28 protein-coding genes are annotated in these 25,395 nt (G+C 29.2%); 12 read left to right on the top strand and 16 right to left on the bottom strand.

Annotated features, from left to right (window positions below):
* The 11 genes from amrB to JRV97_RS05500 all read left to right on the top strand — a co-directional run bounded on the left by amrB (position 1) and on the right by JRV97_RS05500 (position 10,989).
* Positions 1-804: an AmmeMemoRadiSam system protein B gene (gene amrB, locus JRV97_RS05550; RefSeq protein WP_281000949.1), complete on the top strand. Its 804-nt coding sequence runs from the start codon at positions 1-3 to the stop codon at positions 802-804.
* 16 nt (positions 805-820) lie between these two features.
* Positions 821-1,162, top strand: coding sequence for an Asp23/Gls24 family envelope stress response protein (locus JRV97_RS05545; RefSeq protein WP_281000948.1), 342 nt, complete (start codon positions 821-823; stop codon positions 1,160-1,162).
* A gap of 13 nt (positions 1,163-1,175) precedes the next feature.
* The gene (locus JRV97_RS05540) at positions 1,176-2,834 is read left to right on the top strand and encodes a DAK2 domain-containing protein (RefSeq protein ID WP_281000947.1); all 1,659 of its coding nucleotides are present in this window, start codon (positions 1,176-1,178) and stop codon (positions 2,832-2,834) included.
* Positions 2,835-2,846: 12 nt separating this feature from the next.
* Entirely contained in the window at positions 2,847-3,704 is an 858-nt protein-coding gene (locus tag JRV97_RS05535; RefSeq protein ID WP_281000946.1) for a glycine--tRNA ligase subunit alpha, read from the top strand.
* Complete coding sequence (gene glyS / locus JRV97_RS05530; RefSeq protein ID WP_281000945.1) at positions 3,697-5,730, top strand: glycine--tRNA ligase subunit beta; 2,034 nt, start codon at positions 3,697-3,699, stop codon at positions 5,728-5,730. The genes JRV97_RS05535 and glyS overlap by 8 nt, the downstream gene beginning before the upstream one ends.
* Before the next feature lie 64 nt (positions 5,731-5,794).
* Complete coding sequence (locus JRV97_RS05525; protein ID WP_281000944.1) at positions 5,795-6,913, top strand: TM0106 family RecB-like putative nuclease; 1,119 nt, start codon at positions 5,795-5,797, stop codon at positions 6,911-6,913.
* Positions 6,913-7,815: a GTPase Era gene (era, locus tag JRV97_RS05520; protein ID WP_281000943.1), complete on the top strand. Its 903-nt coding sequence runs from the start codon at positions 6,913-6,915 to the stop codon at positions 7,813-7,815. The genes JRV97_RS05525 and era overlap by 1 nt, the downstream gene beginning before the upstream one ends.
* 64 nt (positions 7,816-7,879) lie before the next feature.
* On the top strand, positions 7,880-8,092 hold the full coding sequence (locus JRV97_RS05515) for a hypothetical protein (RefSeq protein ID WP_281000942.1): 213 nt from the start codon (positions 7,880-7,882) through the stop codon (positions 8,090-8,092).
* A gap of 46 nt (positions 8,093-8,138) precedes the next feature.
* Complete coding sequence (locus JRV97_RS05510; protein WP_281000941.1) at positions 8,139-8,972, top strand: PHP domain-containing protein; 834 nt, start codon at positions 8,139-8,141, stop codon at positions 8,970-8,972.
* 4 nt (positions 8,973-8,976) lie between these two features.
* The gene (locus JRV97_RS05505; RefSeq protein ID WP_281000940.1) at positions 8,977-9,918 is read left to right on the top strand and encodes a cation diffusion facilitator family transporter; all 942 of its coding nucleotides are present in this window, start codon (positions 8,977-8,979) and stop codon (positions 9,916-9,918) included.
* Positions 9,919-9,921: 3 nt separating this feature from the next.
* Complete coding sequence (locus JRV97_RS05500; RefSeq protein WP_281000939.1) at positions 9,922-10,989, top strand: alanine/ornithine racemase family PLP-dependent enzyme; 1,068 nt, start codon at positions 9,922-9,924, stop codon at positions 10,987-10,989.
* A 35-nt stretch (positions 10,990-11,024) separates the two neighbouring features.
* Here the strand turns inward: JRV97_RS05500 and JRV97_RS05495 are convergent, their stop codons facing one another.
* From JRV97_RS05495 to JRV97_RS05475, 5 genes are all read right to left on the bottom strand, one after another.
* On the bottom strand, positions 11,025-11,222 hold the full coding sequence (locus tag JRV97_RS05495; protein ID WP_129408614.1) for a cold-shock protein: 198 nt from the start codon (positions 11,220-11,222) through the stop codon (positions 11,025-11,027).
* Positions 11,223-11,404: 182 nt separating this feature from the next.
* A complete protein-coding gene (locus tag JRV97_RS05490) occupies positions 11,405-11,602 on the bottom strand; it encodes a cold shock domain-containing protein (RefSeq protein WP_129408488.1) in 198 nt (65 codons plus the stop codon).
* 148 nt (positions 11,603-11,750) lie between these two features.
* Entirely contained in the window at positions 11,751-13,304 is a 1,554-nt protein-coding gene (locus JRV97_RS05485) for a 5'-nucleotidase C-terminal domain-containing protein (RefSeq protein WP_281000938.1), read from the bottom strand.
* A 39-nt stretch (positions 13,305-13,343) separates the two neighbouring features.
* Complete coding sequence (locus tag JRV97_RS05480) at positions 13,344-14,231, bottom strand: damage-control phosphatase ARMT1 family protein (protein ID WP_281000937.1); 888 nt, start codon at positions 14,229-14,231, stop codon at positions 13,344-13,346.
* A 95-nt stretch (positions 14,232-14,326) separates the two neighbouring features.
* A complete protein-coding gene (locus tag JRV97_RS05475; protein WP_281000936.1) occupies positions 14,327-15,706 on the bottom strand; it encodes an RtcB family protein in 1,380 nt (459 codons plus the stop codon).
* 121 nt (positions 15,707-15,827) lie between these two features.
* Between JRV97_RS05475 and JRV97_RS05470 the strand changes: the two genes are divergently transcribed.
* Complete coding sequence (locus tag JRV97_RS05470) at positions 15,828-17,354, top strand: AAA-like domain-containing protein (RefSeq protein WP_281000935.1); 1,527 nt, start codon at positions 15,828-15,830, stop codon at positions 17,352-17,354.
* 24 nt (positions 17,355-17,378) lie between these two features.
* Here JRV97_RS05470 and JRV97_RS05465 read toward each other — a convergent pair whose 3' ends face one another.
* The 11 genes from JRV97_RS05465 to amrA all read right to left on the bottom strand — a co-directional run bounded on the left by JRV97_RS05465 (position 17,379) and on the right by amrA (position 25,390).
* Positions 17,379-17,951, bottom strand: a complete 573-nt coding sequence (locus JRV97_RS05465) for an acetate uptake transporter (RefSeq protein WP_281000934.1) — start codon at positions 17,949-17,951, stop codon at positions 17,379-17,381.
* Positions 17,952-18,246: 295 nt separating this feature from the next.
* The gene (deoC, locus tag JRV97_RS05460; RefSeq protein ID WP_281000933.1) at positions 18,247-18,996 is read right to left on the bottom strand and encodes a deoxyribose-phosphate aldolase; all 750 of its coding nucleotides are present in this window, start codon (positions 18,994-18,996) and stop codon (positions 18,247-18,249) included.
* Positions 18,997-19,011: 15 nt separating this feature from the next.
* Complete coding sequence (locus JRV97_RS05455) at positions 19,012-19,554, bottom strand: HD domain-containing protein (RefSeq protein WP_281000932.1); 543 nt, start codon at positions 19,552-19,554, stop codon at positions 19,012-19,014.
* Complete coding sequence (locus tag JRV97_RS05450; RefSeq protein WP_281000931.1) at positions 19,551-20,768, bottom strand: hypothetical protein; 1,218 nt, start codon at positions 20,766-20,768, stop codon at positions 19,551-19,553. Before JRV97_RS05450 ends, JRV97_RS05455 begins: the two co-directional genes overlap by 4 nt.
* Positions 20,761-21,426, bottom strand: a complete 666-nt coding sequence (radC, locus tag JRV97_RS05445; RefSeq protein WP_281000930.1) for a RadC family protein — start codon at positions 21,424-21,426, stop codon at positions 20,761-20,763. The genes JRV97_RS05450 and radC overlap by 8 nt, the downstream gene beginning before the upstream one ends.
* Positions 21,419-21,979 carry a Maf family protein gene (locus tag JRV97_RS05440; protein WP_281000929.1) on the bottom strand — a complete coding sequence of 187 codons (561 nt, stop codon included), beginning with the start codon at positions 21,977-21,979 and terminating at the stop codon, positions 21,419-21,421. The genes radC and JRV97_RS05440 overlap by 8 nt, the downstream gene beginning before the upstream one ends.
* On the bottom strand, positions 21,976-22,473 hold the full coding sequence (locus JRV97_RS05435) for a Gx transporter family protein (protein ID WP_281000928.1): 498 nt from the start codon (positions 22,471-22,473) through the stop codon (positions 21,976-21,978). Before JRV97_RS05435 ends, JRV97_RS05440 begins: the two co-directional genes overlap by 4 nt.
* Positions 22,467-22,829, bottom strand: coding sequence for a NusG domain II-containing protein (locus JRV97_RS05430; RefSeq protein WP_281000927.1), 363 nt, complete (start codon positions 22,827-22,829; stop codon positions 22,467-22,469). The genes JRV97_RS05435 and JRV97_RS05430 overlap by 7 nt, the downstream gene beginning before the upstream one ends.
* 17 nt (positions 22,830-22,846) lie before the next feature.
* On the bottom strand, positions 22,847-23,887 hold the full coding sequence (locus JRV97_RS05425; protein WP_281000926.1) for an FAD:protein FMN transferase: 1,041 nt from the start codon (positions 23,885-23,887) through the stop codon (positions 22,847-22,849).
* Positions 23,857-24,849 (bottom strand): AmmeMemoRadiSam system radical SAM enzyme, encoded by a 993-nt coding sequence (gene amrS / locus JRV97_RS05420; RefSeq protein ID WP_281000925.1) that lies wholly within the window; start codon positions 24,847-24,849, stop codon positions 23,857-23,859. The genes JRV97_RS05425 and amrS overlap by 31 nt, the downstream gene beginning before the upstream one ends.
* 19 nt (positions 24,850-24,868) lie before the next feature.
* Positions 24,869-25,390: an AmmeMemoRadiSam system protein A gene (gene amrA, locus JRV97_RS05415; protein ID WP_281000924.1), complete on the bottom strand. Its 522-nt coding sequence runs from the start codon at positions 25,388-25,390 to the stop codon at positions 24,869-24,871.
* Positions 25,391-25,395: the final 5 nt, after the last annotated feature.

Below are 25,395 nucleotides of genomic sequence, written 5' to 3'. Positions count from 1 at the left end.
ATGATTAGATACCCTGTGGTTGCAGGGACTTTTTATCCTGAAAAAATAAGTGAGTTAAATGATTTAATGGAAGAGTTTTTTGGAGAATTACCGGATATTCCAAAAAATTATATAAAACCTACAGGATTAATTTCACCACATGCTGGTTTTGTATATTCTGGAAAAACAGCTTCATATGGATATTATGAAATCTTCAAAAAAGGTAAAATAAAATCTGTTATAATTATTGGACCTAATCATACAGGTATAGGTCCAAATATTTCTGTGTTTCCAGAAGGATCATGGCTCACTCCTTATGGAGAAATAGAAATAGATGAAAAGGCAAAATTATTATTATCTAAATTACAGATAAAAGGTGATTATTCCGCACATCATTATGAACATTCTATTGAAGTTCAGTTACCATTTTTACAATATTTATATGGAAATACGTTTAAGATAATTCCTATAATACTGGGAGATCAGAGTTTAAAAACGTCAAAAATGCTGGCTCAGGTTTTAAAAGAAATTATAGATGATGGAACATTAATAATTGCTTCGAGTGACTTAAACCATTATGAAAGTCATGAATTAACGATAAAAAAAGGCAAAATTATTATAAAAGATCTGAAAAAATTAGATCCCGAACTATTATATGAAGATATAAAAGAATATAGTATTTCTGCATGTGGATATGGGTGTATAAATACGTTATTATATATGGGGTTTGATAAGGTAAGAATTTTATATCACACGACTAGCGCTGAAACATTTGGCGATTATAACAGAACTGTTGGATATTTATCAGCTATATTAGAAAAATAATTCTGGAGGTGTTATTATGATAGTTGAAACAGAACTTGGAACGGTTACTATAAAACCTGAAGTTTTTAATGAAATTGTATATAGAGCGGCATTAGAATCATATGGTACTGTGGATATCGGAAAAGGTGGATTTTTAAACAAATTAACTTCTATGCTTCAAAAACCACAAGAAAAAGGTGTTGAAGTAATTGAAGAAAATAACAGAGTAACTATAAATCTATATATCTATATGGAATACGGTTTACCTTTAAAAAGAGTTGCTGCCAATGCTCAGGAAAATGTCTATCACAGGATAAAAGAGGCCTTGGGGGATGTCGACGTAATTGTAAATGTAAAAGTCGTTGGAATAAAATCATAAAGAGGTGACTGTAATGACTGAATTAAAGGCAAGAGACTTTTATGTGGCATTCAAAAAGGCTGCTGAAACATTATTGGTAAATAAAGATGAGATAAATGCATTAAATGTTTTCCCTGTACCTGATGGCGATACCGGTTCAAATATGACTTCTGGAATGCTGGAAGCATGTGAATGGCTTGACAGGGTTAAAAATAAAGATAAGATAAAAGATATCATGAAAAATATGCGCGACGGTTTATTAATGGGGGCAAGGGGTAATTCTGGTGTTATTTTATCCCAGATTTTTAGAGGTTTTACTGAAGTATTAGAAAATAAAGAATCAGTAACAACAAAGGATTTTATCGAAGCTTTAAAAAACGCAAAAGAAGTAGCTTATCATGCTGTTATAAAGCCTGTTGAAGGTACAATGCTTACATTGATAAGAAAATTAGCCGAGAGGGCCGAAAATGAACTGTCAAATATAGATGATTTTGAAGAGTTTATGGATAAATTATATGAAATATCAGAAGAAATTGTAGAAGAAACACCTAAATATTTAAAAAAGCTGAGAGATGCTAATGTAGTAGATGCTGGTGCTAAAGGAGTTAGTTATATTGTTAAAGGTTTTAGAGATGCCATTAAAGGTGATACTGAGGTTAATCTTAAAGAGATTGAATCAGCATCTGCTGAAGAAATAAAAGAGATTGCATATGAAGAAATAAAATTTCAATATTGTACAGAATGTGTATTAAAATTACATGACCCTGAAATATCTAAAGAAAATATAGACAAAATTAGAGCATTTCTGGAAGAACTTGGTGATTCTATTGTATTGGTTCATCAGGGTGAATTTTTAAAAACACATGTTCATACAAATAGACCTGGTAAGGTTTTTGAAGAATTTCTTGAATATGGGGAATTATATAAGGTTAAAGTTGATAATATGAAGGTTCAACATGAACATGTAGTTGAATCAACAATTGAAAATTCTGCTAAAAATAATGAAGAAGAAGTAGAATTTGAATCTAATAATGAAAATTGGGGAATTGTTACAGTTTCTCCTGGAGAAGGATTAACGAAAATATTCAAGAGTCTTGGTGTGGATGCTGTTATATTCGGCGGACAGACAATGAATCCAAGCGTTAAGGATTTTATGGATGCTATAGAAAAATTACCTCAAAAGAAAATTTTGATTTTACCAAATAATCCAAATATTATTTTAACTGCAGAAAAAGTAGCTGATATGATTGAAGATAGGGAAATACTGGTAATAAAAACAAAATATATTCAGGAAGGCGTTGCTGCATTATTGGCCTTTGATGATAATATGGATTATGATGAATTAAAGGAATCAATAGAATCTGAAATATCTGGTGTTGTTCCTATTCAGGTTACATATGCTATAAGAGATTCTGAAATTGCTGGAGAAAAAATTAAAAAAGATGAATATCTTGTATTTGTTGGAAAGGAATTAAAAGCTCATAGTTTTGATTTAAATGAAGCTGTATTAAAAGTATTAAAAGATCAGATTAATGATGGATATGAAATAATGACTATTTTCTATGGTCAGGATATAGAATTAAAAACTGCAGAATTAATAGCTAATGAGTTAATGGAAGAATTTCCTGATCTTGAAGTGGAGATCCATAATGGTGGGCAACCACATTATCCACTGTTAATTTCATTGGAATAGGGAGGAATTGACTTGTATATACAGGATTTAATATTAAAATTAGATAGTTTCTGGTCCGAGCGTGGTTGTGTTATTGATCAACCATATGATATGGAAATGGGTGCGGGAACATACCACCCTTCTACTTTTTTCAGAACATTGGGAGAAGACCCTTTTTACGTTGCATTTGTTCAACCAAGTAGAAGACCTACAGATGGTAGGTATGGTGAAAACCCAAATAGAATGCAGAGATTTCATCAATATCAGGTTATATTAAAACCATCTCCAAAAGACTCCCAGGAATTATATCTGGAATCATTAAAAGCAATAGGTATAGATCCCCTTGAACATGATATAAGATTTGTAGAAGATAACTGGGAATCACCAACATTAGGAGCATGGGGAATTGGTTGGGAAGTATGGCTTGATGGTATGGAAATTACTCAATTCACATATTTTCAACAAATGGGTGGTATTCCATTAAAGCCAATTTCTCTTGAAATTACTTATGGTATAGAAAGACTGGCTATGTATTTACAGGGAAAAGATAATGTATATGAAACTATGTGGAATAAATACGTTCCATATGGAAAATTGTTTAAAGAAAATGAAAGGCAATTTTCAATTTTTAATTTTGAAAAGGCGAATGTAGAAACATTATATGGATTATTTGAAACTTATAAAAAGGAATTTGAAGCTTTAATAGAACAAAAATTATATTTACCAGCATATGATTATCTTGTAAAAGCTGCTCATTCATTTAACTTATTAGACGCAAGAAATGCTATCAGTGTAAATGAAAGACAAAAGTATATTTTGATAATAAGAGATATGGCAAGAAAGACTGCCCGCACATATCTGGATGCGATTGGGGGCGAAGAGAATGATTAAATCATTACTTGAAATAGGTGTTGAAGAATTACCTTCAAGTGAATACGATAATATAATTAAACAATTATATACATATGCAGAAGAAGAACTAAAGAATAGAAATATCTCTTATTCTAAACTGCAGGTGTTTATTGCACCAAGAAGATTTGGAATATTATTAGAAGGATTACCTGAAAAAGAACCTGATAGAATAATTGAAAGAAAAGGACCTGCCAAAAAGGTTGCTTTTGATGAAGAAGGAAATCCAGCAAAACCGTATCAGGGATTTTTAAGATCATTACAGAATGAAAATTATGAAATAGAGGAAAGAGAAATAAAAGGCAATGTATATATGTTTGCAAAAATAAAAAAAGAGGGAAAAAAGATTTCTGAAACGCTTGCAGAAATATATCCTCTGATAATTAAAAAATTGAGATTTAAGAAGCCTATGAGATGGGGAAATGGTGATTATGAATTTATAAGGCCTATTCACTGGATATTGTCTTTACTCGATTATGAAATAATTGATTTTGAATTGTTTGGTATAAACTCATCGAGAAAATCATATGGTCATAGATTCCTTGGAAAAGGTGAAATATCAATATCACATCCAGATAATTATTTCTCTGAATTAAGAGAAAATTTTGTTATTGCTGACTATAATGAACGAAGAGAGAGAATAATAAAAGAACTGGAAATGGTTGCAACAAATAATGAACTGGAAATTGAAAAAGATGAGGATTTAATAAATGAAATTACTCAATTAACAGAATATCCAAGTGCCGTTGTTGGAAAATTTAATGAAGAATATCTTTCTTTACCAGAAGAAGTAATAAAAATTACTGTAAAACATCATCAAAGAAGTTTTGTAGCAAAGAAGAATGGTGAAATTAGCAATTATTATATAGCCTTTCAAGATGGTTTAAGTGAAGAAGAAAATGTTACTAATGGATATTCGAGGGTAATCAATGCCAGACTCGATGATGCAAAATTCTATTACGAAGAGGATCTAAATACAGTAGAAGGAGCTTATCTTTCAAAATTAAATGAAATAACTTATCAAGCTGGATTGGGTACATATCTTGATAAAGTAAATTCAATGAAAGAAATTTCTAAATTAATTTCAGAGATTTTAAATTATAAAAATGAAAATCTTTTAAAAGCTACCGAATTATCAAAAATAGATATACCAACGCATATTGTATATGAATTCCCTGAGTTGCAGGGTACAATGGGAAGAATTTATTTAAAACATCGCAATTATCCAGAAGATATATATATGGTTCCAGAAGAACATTATAAACCAGTTGAAGAAGGAGATAGTTTACCAACTGAATTAAATTCTTTAATTGTTTCTTTAGCTGATAAATTATTTGATATTGTTGGATTTTTTGGTATAAAGAAAATACCAACTGGTTCAAAGGACCCTTTTGCTCTTAGAAGGAAAGCATATGGTGTTTTAAGAATAATTATAGAAAATAATTGGGATTTTGATTTAAATGATTTGATGAAGAATATTGCTAACATTATAAATGTTGAATATCTTGAAACAGAAATTGCAGACTTTTTTAAAGGACGTTTTGAAACGTATCTTTCAAAGAAAAACATTTCAACAGATGTAATAAATACTGTTATTATTAACTGGAATAAACCTTTGAGAGCTTTAATTTCTGCCCAAGCTCTTAATAAGGTAGTTCGTTCTGAAGATTTTACAGCATTTATCAAAACATTTCAGAGGGTACAAAACATTTCAAAAAATCATGATTCTTTAAAATATGATGGAAGATTATTTAAGGAAGATGCAGAAAAAGAATTGTTTGATAAATATTTATGTGTAAAAGGAAAAATGGAAGAAAAATTGGATTATTTAAATTATGATGAGGCTATTGCAGAGCTATTGAGAATGAAGGAGAGTATTGATAATTATTTTGACAATGTGTTTGTTATGGATAAAGATGAAAGTATAAGAATGAACAGACTGGGATTTTTGAAAAATATTGCTAATTTATTTCTTGAATTTGGTGATATTACAAAATTATACAGTTAATTTTCAACAAAATATTGAGTAATATGTTTTTTAAAAAAGTGGATATGGAAGTGGAGCTGGAAAAATGAAAATGGATCTGTTGAATTATCGAAATATAAAAAAGTGTCAGCACTTTGTTCCTATTTATAAAAGGCCAACTAAATATATTGAATTTAATTACAAAGGCGTTGATATTGTTGCAAGTTATGACAGTTATGACGCAAAAAGAAAATCAGTAAAGATTTTAAGGGAATCGAGAAAATTAAAATTAAGCCATATTTTTCATATAATTTCTGTATATTTATACTTTAAAGATATGGGTAAAGAGGTTAGGGGAGTTGAAATAACCCTTGAGAATAAGGTTCATTATTTTTCTGAACGATGGATAATGAGAAAACTTCCTTTATTTAAAAAAGAGGTTGAATCCTTTAAGATACCAAAAGAAAAAACTCCAGGAAATCATTGTAAATTTTGTAAAATAAAGATTCAATGTCATAAAGAAATGATTAAAAATGGTGATTTATCTGTTGTTCCTGGAATTTCAAAGAGTTATATGAATCTTTTAAAAGATTTAAATATCAACCCTATAAAAGTTGTTGAATCAAATAAAATTGAACAGGTCCCTCCACAATTTCGAAAACCATTGTATAATTTAAAATCCTTATTGGAAAATAAACCAATAATAATAAACAAATTTGATATTCCTAAAAAATATATTATATATGATGTTGAAACATACAGAGATTTGGACTTTCTTCATGGAATTTTAGTAAAAGGCAAATATAAGCCTTATTTGAATGTCGAAAACACCGACGATAATCTTGAAAGGTTCCTGAAATTTATTGATTCTACAAAAGAAACTATTGTCCACTATGATGTATATGATATAAAAAGGTTGCAAATGATTACAAAAAACATATCTCATTTATACAAATATCTATATAAAATAGAAGATAGATCATATGATTTATATGAAAAAATTCAGAAAAATATTGCTTTACCTGTAACTTCGTATTCTTTAAAGGATATTAGTAAATTTTTTGGATATAAATGGAGAACTGATTTAAACGGTTATGCTATATTTATTGAATATAAAAATTATTTAAGAGGACATAAAGAGAGTTTAGAAAAGATTATTAAATATAATGAAGATGATTGTAGAGCAACTGCAATGATAATGGAAAGTTTAAGGGAGTTGATGTAATGAAAAGTGGTTTTGTAGCGGTTGCAGGTAAACCAAATGTTGGAAAGTCTACATTGATTAATGCTTTAATGAAAAAAAAAGTGGTTATCGTTTCGGATAAACCTCAAACAACACGAAATAGAATTAATTGTGTTTTAACTACCCCTGAGGCTCAGGTGGTTCTTGTAGATACACCGGGAATACATAAACCTTTACATAAGTTTGGAGAATACATGGTAAAAATAGCTGTAAATGCTTTAAAAGGACAGGATTTAATATTATTTTTAATTGATCCTATTGATAAGGTAAGAGAATCAGATTTAAATATTGCCAGAATAATAAAGGAATCAAAAATACCTGCTATATTGATTATCAATAAAATAGATGCTGCAACTCCTGAACAAATAAATGAAGCCAAAAATAGAATTAAAACTGTTTTAGACGAAAATTCAAATATTGTTGCTGAATTTGAAATTTCGGCATTAACAGGACATAATTTAACAGAATTACTACAAAAAATAATAGAGGTATTACCAGAAGGTCCTCAATATTACCCAGAAGATATGACTACAGATAGACCTCTGGCTTTTATGATTTCAGAAATAGTAAGAGAAAAGATATTTCATTTGACTTCTCAGGAAATTCCTCATTCTACTGCGGTTGTTGTTGAAGAAATAAAAGATAAAGAAGATTTAGTCTATATAAGAGCAGAAATATATGTTGAAAGACAATCGCAAAAAGGAATTATAATAGGTCAAAAAGGAAGAATGATTAAAAAAATCGGTATGCTTGCCAGAAAGGATCTTGAGATTTTACTGGATGATAAAATTTATCTGGATTTATATGTAAAAGTCAAGGATAAATGGCGACAAAAAGATTCTATTATATTAAATACTATAGGAATGAAGGAAGATTTAGAATAATATTAAGAAAAAGATGATTTGAGTCGATATATTTAATGGACCAAAGCTTAAAGAAGGTGATAGCATGATTAGTCCAGTTAGTGGAGTGTCATATCAATATACACCTCAGGTTTCAAAACAGGCTCATGTTCAAGCTGCCAGAATCACCCAGCAAACGTCTCAAGATTTCGAAAACTTATTAAATGCCATTGTTTACAAACAGGACGGACTAACAAGAAAACTTGTGAGAATCGTTGGTGAAATGTATCAGGGTCAGAAGTTAGATATTCTCGCATAATGCGGGCTTTATGCCCGCATTAATTTATTTGATTAGGAGGAACATTATGCTGATTGATTTACATTCACACTCTACTTTTTCAGATGGAACATATACTCCAGAAGATTTAATATTAAAAGCAAAAGAAAAAAATTTAATTTTATATTCAATTACTGACCATGATAATATCGATGCTCAAAAAGAAGCACTTTATTATGCAAAAAAACATGAGGTCAATTATATTACAGGTCTTGAAATTAGTTGTAAGTTCAAAAATATGTTTGATATGCTTGGATATAATATTGCTCTGGATAATCAGGAATTAAATACCGCTTTAAAAAAAGTCCAGGATTTTAGAAAAAACAGAAATAATTTAATGGTTGAAAGGCTAAATAGCTTAGGATTTGATATAACATTAGAAGAAGTTATAAATGAGGCTCATGGTGATGTTGTTGGAAGACCACATTTTGCAAGAGTCTTATTAAAGAAAGGATATGTAAAAGATAGAGATGAAGCTTTTGATAAATATCTGGGCGATGGAAAGATCGCACATATACCAAAAGAAAAAATAGAACCAAAAGAAGCTGTAAAATTAATTAAAAATGCAGGTGGGTTTCCTGTTATTGCTCATCCAAAATATTTAAAACTGTCTTATAATAAATTAAAAAATATTATTTTAGAATTAAAAAAATATGGATTATGGGGAATAGAGGTTTATTATCCAAAACATTCCAATGAAGAAATAAGAATGTTCAAAAATTTAGCTATTGAAACTGGACTTTTTATTACCGCCGGCAGTGATTTTCATGGCGAAAATAAACCAGATATTGATCTTGGAATGAGTGTTAAGGATGATTTATTACAAAAGTCAATAGATATATTAATAAATGCAAAGAGGTGACGGTGTGGATTATATTGAAAGAGAAAAACTTTCTACAAAATCATCTATAATTTCAATAATTGTTAATACTCTGCTTGCTTTATTTAAAATTTTAATAGGATTTTTTACTAACAGTATGGCTATATTGGCTGATGGATTGGATACTGCTACTGACATTCTTACTTCTTTTATGACTTTAATTGCAGGTAAAATTTCTAATAAGCCACCTGATGTAGAACATCCATATGGTCATGAAAGAGCTGAAACTATTGCTACAAAGGTTGTTTCATTAATTATTATATATGCTGGATTTGAAGTATTGATAAGCTCAATTAAAAGATTAATTAATAAAGATATAATTATTGATAATGTTGTTTATGTAATTGCTATTGCCTCTATTTCCGTTATTTCTAAATTTTTATTATATAAATATAGATTATCTATTGGCAAAAAGATAAATAGTAATGCTATTATCGCTGATGCTCTAAATATGAGAAATGATATTTTAACTTCATCATCTGTTCTAATTGGTATGTTTGTGTTATACTTTACAGGAATATGGTGGTTAGATTCAATTATAGCCATATTGGTTTCATTTATGATTTTAAAAACAGGATTTGAGCAATTTATGGAATCTTCAAATGAATTTATGGAGAGTTCACCTGAATTAAAAGAAATATATAATATAGTAATTAATGAGGCAAAATCCTGTAATTGCGTAAAAAATCCTCATAAAATTAGAGCCAGAAAATTTGGATATAAAATTTTTGTGGATATGCATATTGAACTTCCACCAGATATGACAGTAAAAGAAGCAAATGATATTACCGCAAAATTAGAAGAAAAAATCAAGGAAAAAAATAATAGTATTAGAGATATCGTTATTCATATTGAACCATATGGTAATGCTGAAAAGGAATGTTTTGGAATTAATAGTGATAATATTAAAGATTTAAAGGGGGAATAGTTAGTGTATCCAGTTCTTCATATTTATCCTGAAAGGATAAAACATAATGCTAAAAACATTAAAAAGCTTTGTGATAACCGTGGAATTATGGTTACAGGAGTTACAAAAGTTGTTTCTGCAAATATAGACGTTGCAAAAGCTATGTTGGATGCAGGAATTACTTCATTAGGTGACTCCAGAATTCAAAACATTATTTATATGAAAGAAAATGGTATTGACGCAGAGTTTATGCTATTAAGAATACCTATGAAGTCAGAGTTGGAATTGGTGGTTGAACATGTTGATATTACCCTCGTTTCAGAATTGAAAACTGTTGAATGGTTAAATGAAATTGCTAAAGAAAAAAATAAAATTCAAAATATTATATATATGGTTGATGTTGGTGATTTAAGAGAAGGAGTTTGGTATGAAAATGCTGTTGAAGAAATTATTGAGGTACAAAAATATGATAATATTTGTCTAAAAGGTATCGGAACTAACCTCGGGTGTTTTGGTGGCGTTCTACCAAGTGTAAAAAATATGAATATTCTTCTTGAAGTAAAAAATGAAATTGAAGAAATTTTAAGTAGAAAATTAGATATAATTTCTGGTGGTAATTCTGCTGCTTTACCATTAATAGAAAATGGAATTTTACCTGATGGGATAAATCATTTTAGGCTGGGTGAGTCTATTATTTGTGGAACTGATGTAACTAATAACAGAAATGTACCTGGAAATAGACAGGATACTGTTATTTTAGAAGCACAAATTATAGAATTAAAAGAAAAACCATCAGTACCTGTTGGAGAAATAGGATTTGATGCTTTTGGAAGAAAACCTGTTTTTGAAGATAAAGGGAAAAGACTAAAAGCTATTCTTGCTATTGGAGAGCAGGATATTTCACCAGATGGATTAATACCTATAGATGAAAAAATCGAAGTTTTGCATTCAAGCAGTGATCACACTATAGTTGATTTAACAGACTCAGAATATGAATATAAGCTGGGAGATACTATTAAATTTAGAATGAGTTATGGTTGTTTATTAAAAGCTATTACAAGTAAATATGTTGAAAAAGTTATCGAGAAATAAAAAAGCCCCTTAACGGGGCTTATTGGTTTATTTTGTTAGATAGCTCTTACATTAACAGCTTGTAAGCCTTTTTCGTTTTCTTGAATGTCGTATTCTACTTCTTGACCTTCTTCTAATGTTTTGAATCCGTCCATAGCAATTGCTGTGAAATGTACGAATACATCGTTTCCATCTTCACCAGAAATGAATCCATAACCTTTTTTTGCGTCAAACCATTTTACTTTTCCTCTCATACTTCTCCTCCATGTTTCTACCGTGTTACCCATTGCAACTACGGATGTGATTCTTCCCTTTACGGGACAAATCAATTATATACCTTTTTTTTATAAAAGTCAACAAAAATATAAAATTAAGTTTGTAGTCAAAGTACAAAATAAAATATAAAAAGCCCCATTCCGGGGCTTGATTGGTTTTATTAGAGTGTAGTTACATTAACTGCTTGTAAACCTTTGTTATTTTCTTGAATGTCATATTCTACTTCTTGACCTTCTTCTAATGTTTTAAATCCGTCCATGCTTAATGCTGTGAAATGTACGAATACGTCGTTTCCATCTTCACCAGAAATGAATCCATAACCTTTTTTTGCATCAAACCATTTAACTTTTCCTCTCATACTTTTCCTCCATGTTTCGCGTGTTACCCTTTGTAACTACGTGTGATTTCCTTTATAGTATATACTTTAATTATTACAAACCACTACATTAAATATTAAATTTCATAATTAAAAATCGGCGAGTGTACACTCGCCGATTGCTATATTTTTATTTTGTTTCCATCATTATTCTTGGAGCATTATCATAATTTTCTATTGTTCCTAATTTTTGAATGTACTCTTTAACAACATCTGCTAATACAAATCCTGTGTCATATCCTTTTTTACCTTTTAACATTGAGTAACCGTCTCCACCACTAGCCATGTAATTATTTGCAGCAACTTTATATAATTTATCCATTTCTAATGGTTTGCCATTTACCATAACATCTACAGGTTTTCCATCTTTTACTTTATATGTTACTCCTGCAACATGTAACCATGCACCTTTACCTGCTGGAATCTTAACTGCATAATTCAAAATATCCATAATATCTTTTCCTGTTAATTCTTCAACATATACGGTATTTCCAAATGGTAATACTGTTAAGATGTCTCTATATGTAATTTTACCTGGTTGTATTGAAGCTCTAATTCCGCCACCATTTTGCAATGCAATATCTGCTCCTGTTTTCCAGATTAAAGCATCTGTAATTAAGTGACCAAGATTTGTTTCTCCACCTCTAACATGTGTTCTTTCACCATCTAATAATATCTTTGTTTCACCAATAACTTTATTTAATTCTTCTGCACCTAATGAGTAGTAGTAATCTGCTATCATTTTTATAAATGGATCTTCAGGAATTGGTTCTGTTACGTATTCGTATTGAGCATTTCCATTTTCATCTTTGCCTAAGTATTTTTTCATATTAATTGGAATAGCTGCCCATTCATAATCCACGATTTTTCCATTTTCTACCCATAAATCCAATCTACCTAAGTATTTACCCCATTCTCCTGCTTGAACAACTATTGTTTTGTTTATGTATGCTGCTTTTTCCATTAATGTGTGTGAATGTCCATCTATAACAACATCGATACCTTTTACATCTTTTGCCAACTGATCTGATGTTGTGTATTGAACGCCTAATGGTTGATATTTTCCATCATAACCTAAATGACCAAGAACAACAACAATATCTGCTTTTTTCTTTAATTCAGGAAGATATTTTTTAACTGTTTCTTCAACATTTAAGAATTTACCGCCATTTAAGTGAAGTGGTTCTAATACCTGTGTTTGTTCTGTAGTAACACCAAGAATAGCAACCTTAATTCCACCAACATTTTTTATGATATAAGGTTTGAATAATTGTCTTCCATCTTTTGTAACGAAGTTTGCTGATAAAAATGGAAATCCAGCATATCTTTGTTGCATGAATGTTGTTTCGAGTGGATTATCAAATTCGTGATTACCCAAAGCCATTGCATCTACACCCATATAATGCAATGTTACAAAATCTGGAATTGCATCAAGCTGATCTGATTCTGGAACACCTGTGTTAACATCGCCAGCATGTAAGAACAATACGTTAGGATTTACTGCTCTTTCTTTGTTTACCAAAGTTGCAATTCTTGCAAATCCCCCAATATCAGGATTGTGATATTCACTGTATGGCCACACATGACCATGTGTGTCATTTAAATGAAAAATGACAAGATGTGTAGGAGCTGCAAATACAGCAACTGTTAAAACTGCCAACAAAATAACTAATAACTTTTTCATCTTCTTACCCCCTTAAAAAATAAGATTATGGACCCTGATTTATTTTACAAACAAACTTTTTCTCGAAAAAATTAAATCTCCAACGTTAACTCCTAATTCTCTTGAAACCACAGGACATTTAGCCATTAAAACAAAGTAGATGTTATCATCTTCTCCACTTAATCCTTCAAAATTTCCCTGTCCTTTCGAAATTATCATATCTGCCTGTTTATAGGCAATCATAAACTCTTGATTTACGTCACTTAATAATGTTCCCGGGATTTTACTACCAGAAGATATTATTTCTGATGAAACTTCGTTAAGTCCAATCTCTTTTGCATCTTCTAATGTCACATCATTTATTACAGGTTCACCTCTTACTGCAGAAATAATATGCAATGACGGATATTTTTCTTTAATAAGTTTTATAAATAATTTGTCTAATACTATTTCACCAGCATTGTCATGTATATATAGTAATATTTTTGAATTCTCAAGTTTTTCGGCAAAACTATCAAAATCATCCAGCGCAAAATCTTTGTTTTTCAAAATATTTTCCAGTTCCCATTCTAATTCTCCAAAGGAATTCTTTACCCCATAATCAATAACATTACCTAAAGCTGAGAGTTTTGCTGCATTTTTTAGAGGATTATCTGATTCTCTTAAGAATGTATACATTTCATCGAATACATCTAAAAATGTTTCATTAGACTGTTTTTTTTCTTCTTTAAAATAATCAGTAGTACCGGTATATTCACCGAGCATTTCATAAATTACTCTTGCCATTTCAATTGGTTTTTTTCCATATGTTGAATATTTAAGCATTTCCATAGATACATTTTTCATAATTTCGAACTTTTGTTTTTCATCATATCCTTTAAAATCTTTATTTATAATATTTTTTATCTGCCCTATTATGCATTCTATACATTCATATTTTGCAAACATATTATTACCCCCGTCGTTTATTTCTTACATTTAAATTATAGAAATAAAACTTTACAATTTTAAAGATTTAACTTGAATATACGTTTTAATTTTCATTAACCCTTTACAACACCTATTGGTATTAATTTTGCGATTTTTTTTGAAATACCTGTTTTTTCTATAATTTCAATTACATCATCGATATTTTTATAAACTTCGGGGGCTTCTTCAACAATAGTTCCTTTTGATTTAGCTATTATACGTATATTTTTGTTTTTTAATTCTGTTAATATATCTTTTGAATTCAACTTTCTTTTTGCCTGCCTTCGTCCTAATACTCTGCCTGCACCATGAGCAGAAGATCCAAAAGCAAGTGATTCTGATTTTTCTGTTCCTATAAGAACATAAGATGATGTCCCCATATCTCCTGGAATAAGTACTGGTTGATTTTTAAAGGCTCTTGTGGCACCTTTCCTATGAATTATTAATTTTTTCTTTTTCCCATCAATAATATGCTCTTCTAATTTTGCAATATTATGAGTTATATCATATAATAATTTCACATCAGTACCAAAAATTTCTTTAAAAATTTTTCTGATTTTATGTCCCATTATTTGCCTATTTGCAAAAGCAAAATTTGCAGCTCCATTCATTGCTAAGAAATAATTCTGCCCATATTGACTATTAAATGGTGCATTTATTAATTGCTTATCAGGAATTTTTTTGTTCCACTCTTTTAGGTTATCCCTTAATATTTTAATATAATCTGTAGCGATTTGGTGTCCAAGCCCTCTTGAACCAGAATGTATTGTATAAACAATTTGATTTTCAAATAATCCCCATTTTTCAGCTATTTCTAAATTATATATTTTCCCTACTTTTTGTATTTCAATAAAATGATTACCTGATCCCAATGTTCCTAATTCATTTGAACCTCTTTTTATAGCTTCTTTAGACATTGTATTAAAATCTGTGTATTTTATTTTACCTCTATCTTCAATATTATTCAAATCCTCTGATATTCCATAATTGCTATTAATCGCCCAATATGCTCCATTTTCTATAATATTCTTCATTTCTTTTACAGAAAATTTAAAATTTGTTCTTGAGCCTACTCCAACTGGAATATTATTATATATTTCTTTTATTAATTTATCTATATATTTTTTTATTTCTGAATAAGAAAGCGATGTGGTCATAACTCTTACACCACAATTAATATCAAAACCTACACCACCTGGTGATATTATTCCATTATCTGTATCAAATGCCGCTACCCCACCTATTGGGAATCCATATCCCCAATGAATATCTGGCATTGCATATGCTGCTTTAACAATTCCCGGTAAAGAAGCTACATTGATTAATTGTTGAATTGCTTCATGGTATTCCTGACTATATATTGTTTCTGAATTGGTAAAAACAATTGCATCAACTTTCATGTTTCCAAATTTTTCAATTTTCCAGATATATGGTGTTTCTCTAATTATTTTCATAGAATCCACCTCACTACTATTATAGCACAATTTTTATTTTTAATTATGATATAATTGAGGTTGAAGTTGAAAGTAACAAAATAATTGAAACGTGATATAATTCAGTTGTGGAGGTGAAAAGATGAAACGATTTTGCACATCAGGACCTGTTGATAAAAAAACATGTTATTATGTGGAAAGAGCAAAATTAATGAAAGAAGCAATAGATCATATAGAGAATTGGAGATATTTCACAGTATCAGCACCAAGGCAAACAGGTAAGACTACATTTTTAAATGAAATAGTGGAAAAAACAAAAGATAAATATTTGCCTATATTTATATCTTTTGAGAGTTATTCCAGTAAAGATCAAAATCAATTTTTAAAAACATTGATAAAGGATATAATGGATGATCTAGAATATAGACACAATATAAAAATACAATTAAAAAATCCTGAAGAAATCGATGAAATAAGGCTTGTATTGGAAGATTTATATGATAAAACAGGAAAAGAAATTATACTGATGATAGATGAATTTGAGAAATTTAATAATGAAGAATTAATGAATGAATTTTTACATGTTATAAGAAATGTGTATCATAAAAAGATGTTATATAAACTCAGAAGTGTGATATTAATAAGTGTAAGTTATTTAAGTGGAATACTAGAAGATAATGCAAGTCCATTTAATATAGCAGAGCACATGGAAGTGCCATATTTTACAAAAGAACAGGTATATGATTTATTAAGCCAGCATGAAAAAGAAACTGGACAAATGTTTGATAAAAAAGTAAAGGAACTCATTTGGCATAATGCAGCAGGACAACCGGGATTAACCAATGCATTAGCATACGATTTAGTAGAGAAAAAAGCAAAAAATGAAAAAATAATAACAAAAGAACATTTTGAAAAAACATATTTTGATTTTACCAGAAAATATATTCAAAAAAACATTGAAAATATTGTATCAAAAGCAAAACAAGAAAAAGAATTAATGATGAGAATATTATTTGAACCAGAAACAATAGAATTTGATATAAGTGATGAAAGGATAAAATATCTATATTTAAATGGAGTAATAGATGAATGTAATGGATATTGTTGTGTAAAAGTACCGTTGTATTACAAAAAATTATATGGATATTTCAAACCACAAATAAATGGTGAAAAAAAATATATGGCAACATTAAAAGATACAGTAAAACCATACATAAAAGAAGATGGAAGTCTGGATTTAAATAAGTTATTAAAAAGATATACGAAATACATAAAACAAAGAGGAGCGATAATGTTTAAAGGAAGAAATTATTATGAAGGAGTATATCAATATAATTTAGATCAATTTCTGAGTTTATATGTAGAAGCAGCAGAAGGAAAAGTATATCCAGAAACACAAGTAGGCGGGGGAAGAATAGACTTATTAATTAACTTTAATAATAAAGAATATTTAATAGAAGTAAAAGCAGATATAACGGGAAATGAATATGAAAAAGCGAAAAAACAATTAATAGAATACATAAAAAGAAAAGGATTAAAAGAAGGATGGTTAATAGTATATTCTAGCTCAATAGAAGATTTTGAATATATAACAGAAGAAAAAGATGGAGTAAAAATTCATGTGTGGTTTATAAAAACAAATTTTGAAAATCCATCAAAAATAAAATAATAAATAGCCCTTTCGGGCTATTTGTTATAGTGGTAATATTGTTTTTCCTAATTTTTCATTTAAAACTTCAGCCATAGCTGTATAAAAAGCAGATGCTCCACAGAATATTCCTTCCCAGCCAGCTATTGTTTTTATCACAGCAATTCCTGTAAAATCGCCAATAGCCAATAAGAAAAATAATATTGTTAATGAGCCAAAAACTGTTTGTGTCGCTTTATTTCCATTTAATGTACCAATATACATAAATAATGTAAATATTCCCCATAATAAAAGATAAAATGCGACTGCTTTTGCGGAAGCTGGATCTCCCAAGCCCATTTTTGGCATTGTCCATATACCAACTAAACTCAACCAGAAAAAACCATATGATGTAAAGGCTGTTGCTCCAAAGGTGTTATTTTTCTTCATTTCAAAAATACCTGCAATAACCTGGGCTAATCCACCATAAAAAATACCCATTGTCATAATCATAACGCTTAATTTTATTATTCCTGCATTGTGTAAGTTCAATAATATCGTTGTCATACCAAAACCCATCAAACCTAATGGTGCAGGATTTGCAAGTTTTTCTGAAACATTTACGTTTTTGACTTCCATGGAAATACCTCCTCATATTTTATATTCCACGCTATTTTAATGAAAATATATTAATTTCACTTTAATACAATGTCACTATATAAAATAGCTCCTTAAGTATTTTATACTTAAAGAGTTCATACTGTTGACAAAGTATTTTCTAAAAAAATAATATGAGCGAATACTTGAAAATTCCCAAACTTTCGCTTCGCGAAGATTAAATATTATAAACTAAAATAACTGCTTTTGAGGATTTTGTCTACAAACTAAAATAACTCCTTAAGTATTATACTTAAGGAGTTATTTAATGTTTGTATTAATAATCTGCGTTGGATTTTTCGCCACTTACAATTTTTACACCTGCACTGGCTCCAATTCTTTCTGCACCAACTTTTATCATCTTTTCTGCATCTTCAAAGCTTCTGACTCCTCCTGAAGCCTTGACTTTCAATGCATCACCTACAACAAATTTCATCAATGCAACATCTTCAACTGTAGCTCCACCTGTTCCAAATCCTGTTGATGTTTTTACAAAATGTGCTCCAGCTTCCTTAGATATTACACATGCAGCTATTTTTTCTTCTGCTGTTAAATAACATGTTTCAATAATAACCTTTACTGTTTTTCCTTGAGCAGCTTCTACAACTGCTTTTATTTCATCATATACATAATCATAATCTCCAGATTTTAACATACCAACATTTATAACCATATCGAATTCATCTGCTCCATCATTTAAAGCTATATCTGTTTCATAAGCTTTTACATCAATTGGATTTGCACCTAAAGGGAAGCCAATTACTGTAGCTACTTTTACATCTGATCCTTTTAATTCTTCTTTTGCTAGAGGAACATATGCGGGATTTACACAGACTGAGAAAAAGTTATATTCTTTTGCTTCATTACAAATTCTTTTTATATCTTCTGGTGTTGTTGTTGCTTTTAAAATTGTGTGGTCTATATATTTAGCAACATCTTTTGGTTCTAATTTTATATCTTTTTCCACGATCTTAAATTCTCTGTTATATCTTTCTATTTCTTTTTGAACTAATTCTTTTAATTCCATCTTTTCCACCTCTTTTCAAAGTCCTAATTCTTCAGCAATTTCTTTCATTGACTCTATTGAAATTTCAAAAAATCTGCTTAGTTCTATGTTTATTTCTTCTATTTTCCTTATATTTTCTCTGTTTGCACCTGCAGCAAAAGACTTATCTTTAAATTTTTTCTTTAAAGATTTTACTTTTAAGCCTTCTATTTTCTTTTCAGGCCTTACTAATACCGCTGCTGTTACTAAACCTGACATAGGGTCAGCAGCATATAATGCATAATCCATTTTAGTATTTAATGGGGCATGATTATTATGAGCTAAAATAGCATTCTTTTCCTCTTCTGTTAATTTATCACCTAAAAGCTCTACTGTCTTTTTAGCATGTATTTCCGGCTTATCTTTTGTATATTCATAATCCAAATCATGTAAAATACCTATTATTTCCCATCTTTCAGGATTTTCACCCAGTTCTTTTGCCAATCCTTTCATTATGGCACCCACGGCAAGACAATGTTTTATAAGATTATCATTTTTTACCTGCTCTTTTAATAATTTAATAGCTTCATCTCTTGTCATTCATCTTCCCCCTCATAATACATTTGACATGTTCTCCATCCAAATAACATCTTTATTCCTTCATAGAATGGCATATCTATAGCAAAATCATATCTTACTCCTTCTTTTGATTCCAATCTCTGTATTATATTTTTAAGTTTTTGATATACACCAGGACCTATTAATTTTGCTATTTTTCCGTTTTTAATAGGTTCCATTGAGAATGTTTTTAATCCTTTTACATGTGAATCATTTGGGAAGAATATTATTCTTACTTCTCCAAACATTTCTGATATTTCTTCAAAACTTTTATTTGCCATTTCTTCGTTATTATAGTTATAAAAACCAAGAAAACTAATTATAGCTTGTTCTGGTAAATTCATTTCTGTTTCAAATCTACCAGATGTTTCATATTCAAATGATTCAAGTACTTTCCAGTATTTACAGTAATCTGGAGGAACATTTATAGCCTTTAATTTTGAATATCTCAATAAACAATTAGCACATGGAATACTGTTTTCAAAATTTTTTCTCATTTGATATAATTTATCTCCTTCTTGAGATAAATAGTGTAAATACCCTTGATAAATTGAAGCTACATATTTTACTTTACCCTGTAAGAATACTTTACTCAAATATTCTTTTGCTTTTACATAATCTTTATCATATAATGCCATAACAAAATACAATAACGGATCATTTGCACTTTTTGCAGCCTCTCCTACTGCCATATATGCTTTATGATATTGACCATTATATACTGCATTCATTGCCAATAGCAAATTTGTATATTTGTTATTCGGAAATCTTTTAACTGCATTTTCAGCAAATTCATAAGCATCTTTTTCTTTTAGAAGAAACTTTGCCATTCCTAAATTAAAATAATCCTCTGGAAACGATGGATTGTCCAATAATTCTTTTACTTCTTCATATTCTTCTCTCAGTAAATGAACTACTGCTTGCTGATTAATATAAGAACTTTTTGGCTTATTAGCCAACAATTTTTCTATGTGTCTTGCTAATTCAAGATTATTATTTTTAAAATCATAATAATTAAGATCAACAATAGTTTGAACATCATCAATTGGTATAGATATGTATTTTATTTCTATTTTGGCTCTTTCAACACTTTTCTGTTTTTTTCTTTCAATATTAATACCTTTTTTCTTTAAATCTTTTTCAAACTTCTTTTTTAACTGCATTAAAGCTTTTAAATTATCAGGTATATTATCCATTTCTAATCACCTTTCTTCCAATTTTAAAACTATAATATTCTGATTTTCCAATTATTACATGATCAGACAATTTTATTCCAAGCAAATCTCCACTTTTTTCTATCTTTTTGGTAATTTCATAATCCAACATACTTGGTTCACTATCTCCTGATGGATGATTATGAACAATTAAAATTGATATTGCATTATTTTTTATTGCTGTTTTAAAGATATCTCTTGGATGTAAAATTGAATGATTTGCCGTTCCTATACTAATTGTGTCTATGGAAATTGGATTTAACTTGCTATTCAAAGATATGCATTTTACCATTTCTTTATCTAAAAAAACCATTTCATCATATAACAGGTCATAAACTTTATCTGGTGAATCAAGTTTTAAATTGTCTTTTTTTAATGCTTCTTTGTGAAATCTTATTCCCAGTTCAAATACTGCTTTTAATGTAATAGCAGTCACTTTACCTACCCCGGATATTTCACAAAGTTGTTCAATATCCATAGAAAATAAATCTTTTAGGGAATACTCTTTTGAAATTTCTTTTGAAATCTCAAAAACACTTTTTTCTTTAGTTCCCTTTCTTATTATTATAGCTAATAATTCATCAATAGTCAAATTTTTAGGTCCATATTTTAATAATTTTTCTCTTGGTAAATCAGACATTAAAAACTCCTTTTTCATATAAATACCAAAAGATTTTATTTAAAGGCAATCCCATTACATTATAGTAATCTCCATTAATTTTTTCAATAAAAGATCCTCCAAAATCTTGAATTCCATAACTTCCAGCTTTATCTAAAGGATGATATGTTTCTATATAGTATTGAATTATGTTTTCTGGTAATTCATGAAAAAATACCTCTGTTAAGTCATATGTTGTATATGTTTCAGTTATTGTTCTAAAGGTAATTCCAGTAATCACATCATGTTTTTTACCTGATAATTTTTTTAACATATTCATTGCATCGGTTTTATTTTTTGGTTTTCCTAATATTTCGTTATCAAAAACCACAATAGTATCTGCTGTAATTAGCAATTCATCTTCAAATATTTTTATATCTTTTGATTTTTTTAAACTCAACTCTTTAGCATATTCAATAGGATTTTTATTTTCACTATATTCTTCACTATTTGATACCCTAATTTCAAATGGTATATTTAACATTGTCAGAATTTCTTTCCTTCTTGGAGAACCAGAACCTAATATTATTTTCATTTATTTACACTCCTAAAAGTTGATTTAACTACAAAGGCATTTGCAAGAGCTGAAAAAGTTCCAAATAATATCATCTGTGGTAGATACCAAAATATTCCTATGGATTTCACTATAAATAACCAGCCTATTGTTACCTGGGTAAGATTATTAAATATCGCCCCTACTTCACTAATTCCTATTATACCAAATTTTTTCATTTTTATCACTAAATACATCGCAAATGTTGCAATAATGCTACCAGATAATCCCATAAAAAATGTAGGGCTTAAAAATTTACCAGCCAATAATGCTCCCAAAATACTTTTAAATATCGCTATATATAATCCATTTAAAAGTGATTGATCATAGTTCAATGAGTATAATATAGCAAAATTAGAGAAACCCCATCTTGCACCTGGTAATGGAATAGGGAAAGGAACAAGTGTTTCTAAATAATAAACGGCAGAGGATAAAGCTGTTAATATTGCTATTCTTGGAATATTATTTTTTACCATGAAATAATGTCAACTCCTATATTTTTTTCTTTTCCAATTGGTTTTACTACAACTTTATTCGGTAAACATATGATTTCCTGTGATGCATTATCAACCCATCCGGTATACTCACACGTTTTTAAAGGACAATCCGCATCTATAACCCTTACCTTTTCTCCATTAAATACAACTTTTAATTTGTAATCTCCATCATCACCATAAATGGCGTATGTTCCAGGTTTTGTTATTTTCATTATTTCTTTTCCACTTAAATATACTTCTGCCCCTTTTAAATCATTCTTCAGGTTATTTTGAATAATCATAATACCTGAAACTAATAATATTATTATAAATACAAAGATTAAGTCTTTTTTCATTCTTTTCTCTCCAATTTTTATTTTTCTTCTTTTAGATAATAATCAAATCCTGTGGTTTTAACTATTTTATTATTGGATGTAATACCATAAACCTGTATTCCATATCTTGTCATTGAGTCTAAGCCTATTAATTTATCACCTAAAATAAAAAGCGCAGTTGCCATAGCATCAGCTTTCATGGCACTATCTGAAATTATTGTAACACTTTTATAATAATTAGCAGGATATCCTGTCTTTGGATCTATTAGATGATGATATCTAACGCCATCTTTTATAAAATATCTTTCATAATTACCAGAAGTAACTATTGCACCCTCTTTCAAATATACCCTTTCTTTAATATCATATGGACCACCATCCGGATCTCTTATACCTATTGACCATGCAAATCTTCCAAATTTTGGACCAATTATTCCAATATCTCCACCTGCATCTATAAAACCAGTAGCATTTGGATCTAAATCCTTAATTTTTTGAATGGCCATGTCTACAGCATATCCTTTTGCTATGCCACCTAAATCTACCATTGTTTTATCATTTAATAATGTAATTTTATTTCCTTCGATTTTAATAAATTTATAGCTTACGCCAGGTAAAAGTTTATTTATTTCTTCTTGAGTAGGTACTCTTTTTTTACTATTCATATCATCGAATCCCCACAACTTTATTATTGCGCCCACTGTTGGATCAAATGCGCTTCCTGTTAAATCTGCATAGTTTATTGCTGCTTTTATTAAAAACAATGTTTCTTTATCTGCTGTAATACTTCTTTTTTCATTCAATTGAGATATTACGCTTGTTTCTATGTTTTTACTAAATTTTCTTTCTATACGCCTCATTTCATTAAACGCTATATCAGTTAACTTTTCTGAATCAATTTTATTACTTGCTACTACTACATTAACCCATGTCCCCAAAGCAAAATCTTTTTTTTCATAATATTTAGGCAATGGTTTATGAAATATAAAGAATAATGTTAAACCCAATGCTAAAATCAAAATAGTTAAATATAATGTTCCTTTCTTTTTTAGAAAATTATTGGGATCTTTTTTAAACAACTTTTGCACCTTCCTTTGTCATCTATATTTTGAATTTTTATATTATAACCTCTTCTATTTATCAATAAGGTCCCACATTCAGGACAAAATGTTGATTCATAATTTTCATCCCATACATTGCCTAAATAAACGTAGTTCAAATAATTTGTTGCTATATTATATATTTTTTTTAACTTAACAATATCCGTGGGGGATTCAGAATACTTATAAACCGGGTAGTATCTGCTTAAATGCAATGGTATATCTTTTGAAATATTTCCAATCCATTTAAACAACTCTTCAAGTTCATTTTCATTATCATTACCATTTGTAACAACCAACGTTGTAACTTCAATATGAATATTATTTTCAAATGATAATTTAATTGCTTCCATCACAGGTTCTTTTTTACCACCTATAATTTTTTTATAAAATTCATCGTTGAATCCCTTTAAATCTATATTCATAGCATCAATATAGGGTATTAATTTCAATAATGGTTCTTTGTTTATGTATCCATTTGTAACAAGAACAGTCTTTATATCTTTTTCTTTTAATAATTTGGCTGTATCGTATACGAATTCATACCATACTATAGGTTCAGAATATGTAAATGCAACTATTTTCGTTTTTCTTTTAATTGCCATTTCCACAATATCTTCTGGATTTAATTTATATATACTATATGGACGTTCCTGCGAAATTTCAAAATTTTGACAAAATAAACACTTAAAATTACAACCCCATGTACCAAGTGATAATACATATTCACCTGGATAAAAATGAAATAGCGGTTTTTTTTCAATTGGATCATCATTTATTGCCGTTATTTCACCATAATTCAGGGAATATAATTTTCCATCAATATTCTTTCTAACCTTACAAATTCCTGTAAGGTTATTTTTTATTATACAATTATGAGGACACAATTTACACTTCACTTTTTTATCTTCTAACTCCTCATAAAACATTGCTTCTTTCATAAAATCACCTGATAGAATATCAAAAATATCTTTCTACAGTAAATCTATAAATTTCATAAGGCTCAGCAGAATATATTCCTGCTTTTAATTTTGCTATTCTTAATTGTTCTTCCACCGTTTCAACACCCTCAATTGCAGGAAGTAAAACTCCTTTTTTCCACCCACTAACAACAATTACCCCATAAACGTTTGGATCCAGCTCATCTACAGATTCAACAGGTTCTGGTTCGCTTAAAACATCAACGCTTACCTGTATTTCATCCAATTCGCTTACAGTCACAGGTGAAAATCTGTAATCTCTTGTAGCAGCTGCTATTCCATTTTCTCTTATTTCTATGGCTAAATTTTCATATACCGGTTCAATTGTGCCAATACATCCTCTTAAATCACCATTAAATTTATGTAATGTTACAAAACATGCTGCTCTCCTGGTTAATAATTCTTCTGGTAAATCATCTTTTATATCTATTTTTCTACCATGTTTTACGTAATTTTCAATACAGTCTATTGCCCATCTAACATAGGGATGATTTCCTTCCATACCTT

This window comes from Marinitoga aeolica (genome assembly GCF_029910535.1).
GTDB lineage: Bacteria > Thermotogota > Thermotogae > Petrotogales > Petrotogaceae > Marinitoga > Marinitoga aeolica.
This window is presented reverse-complemented; position numbering and strand designations above follow the sequence as displayed.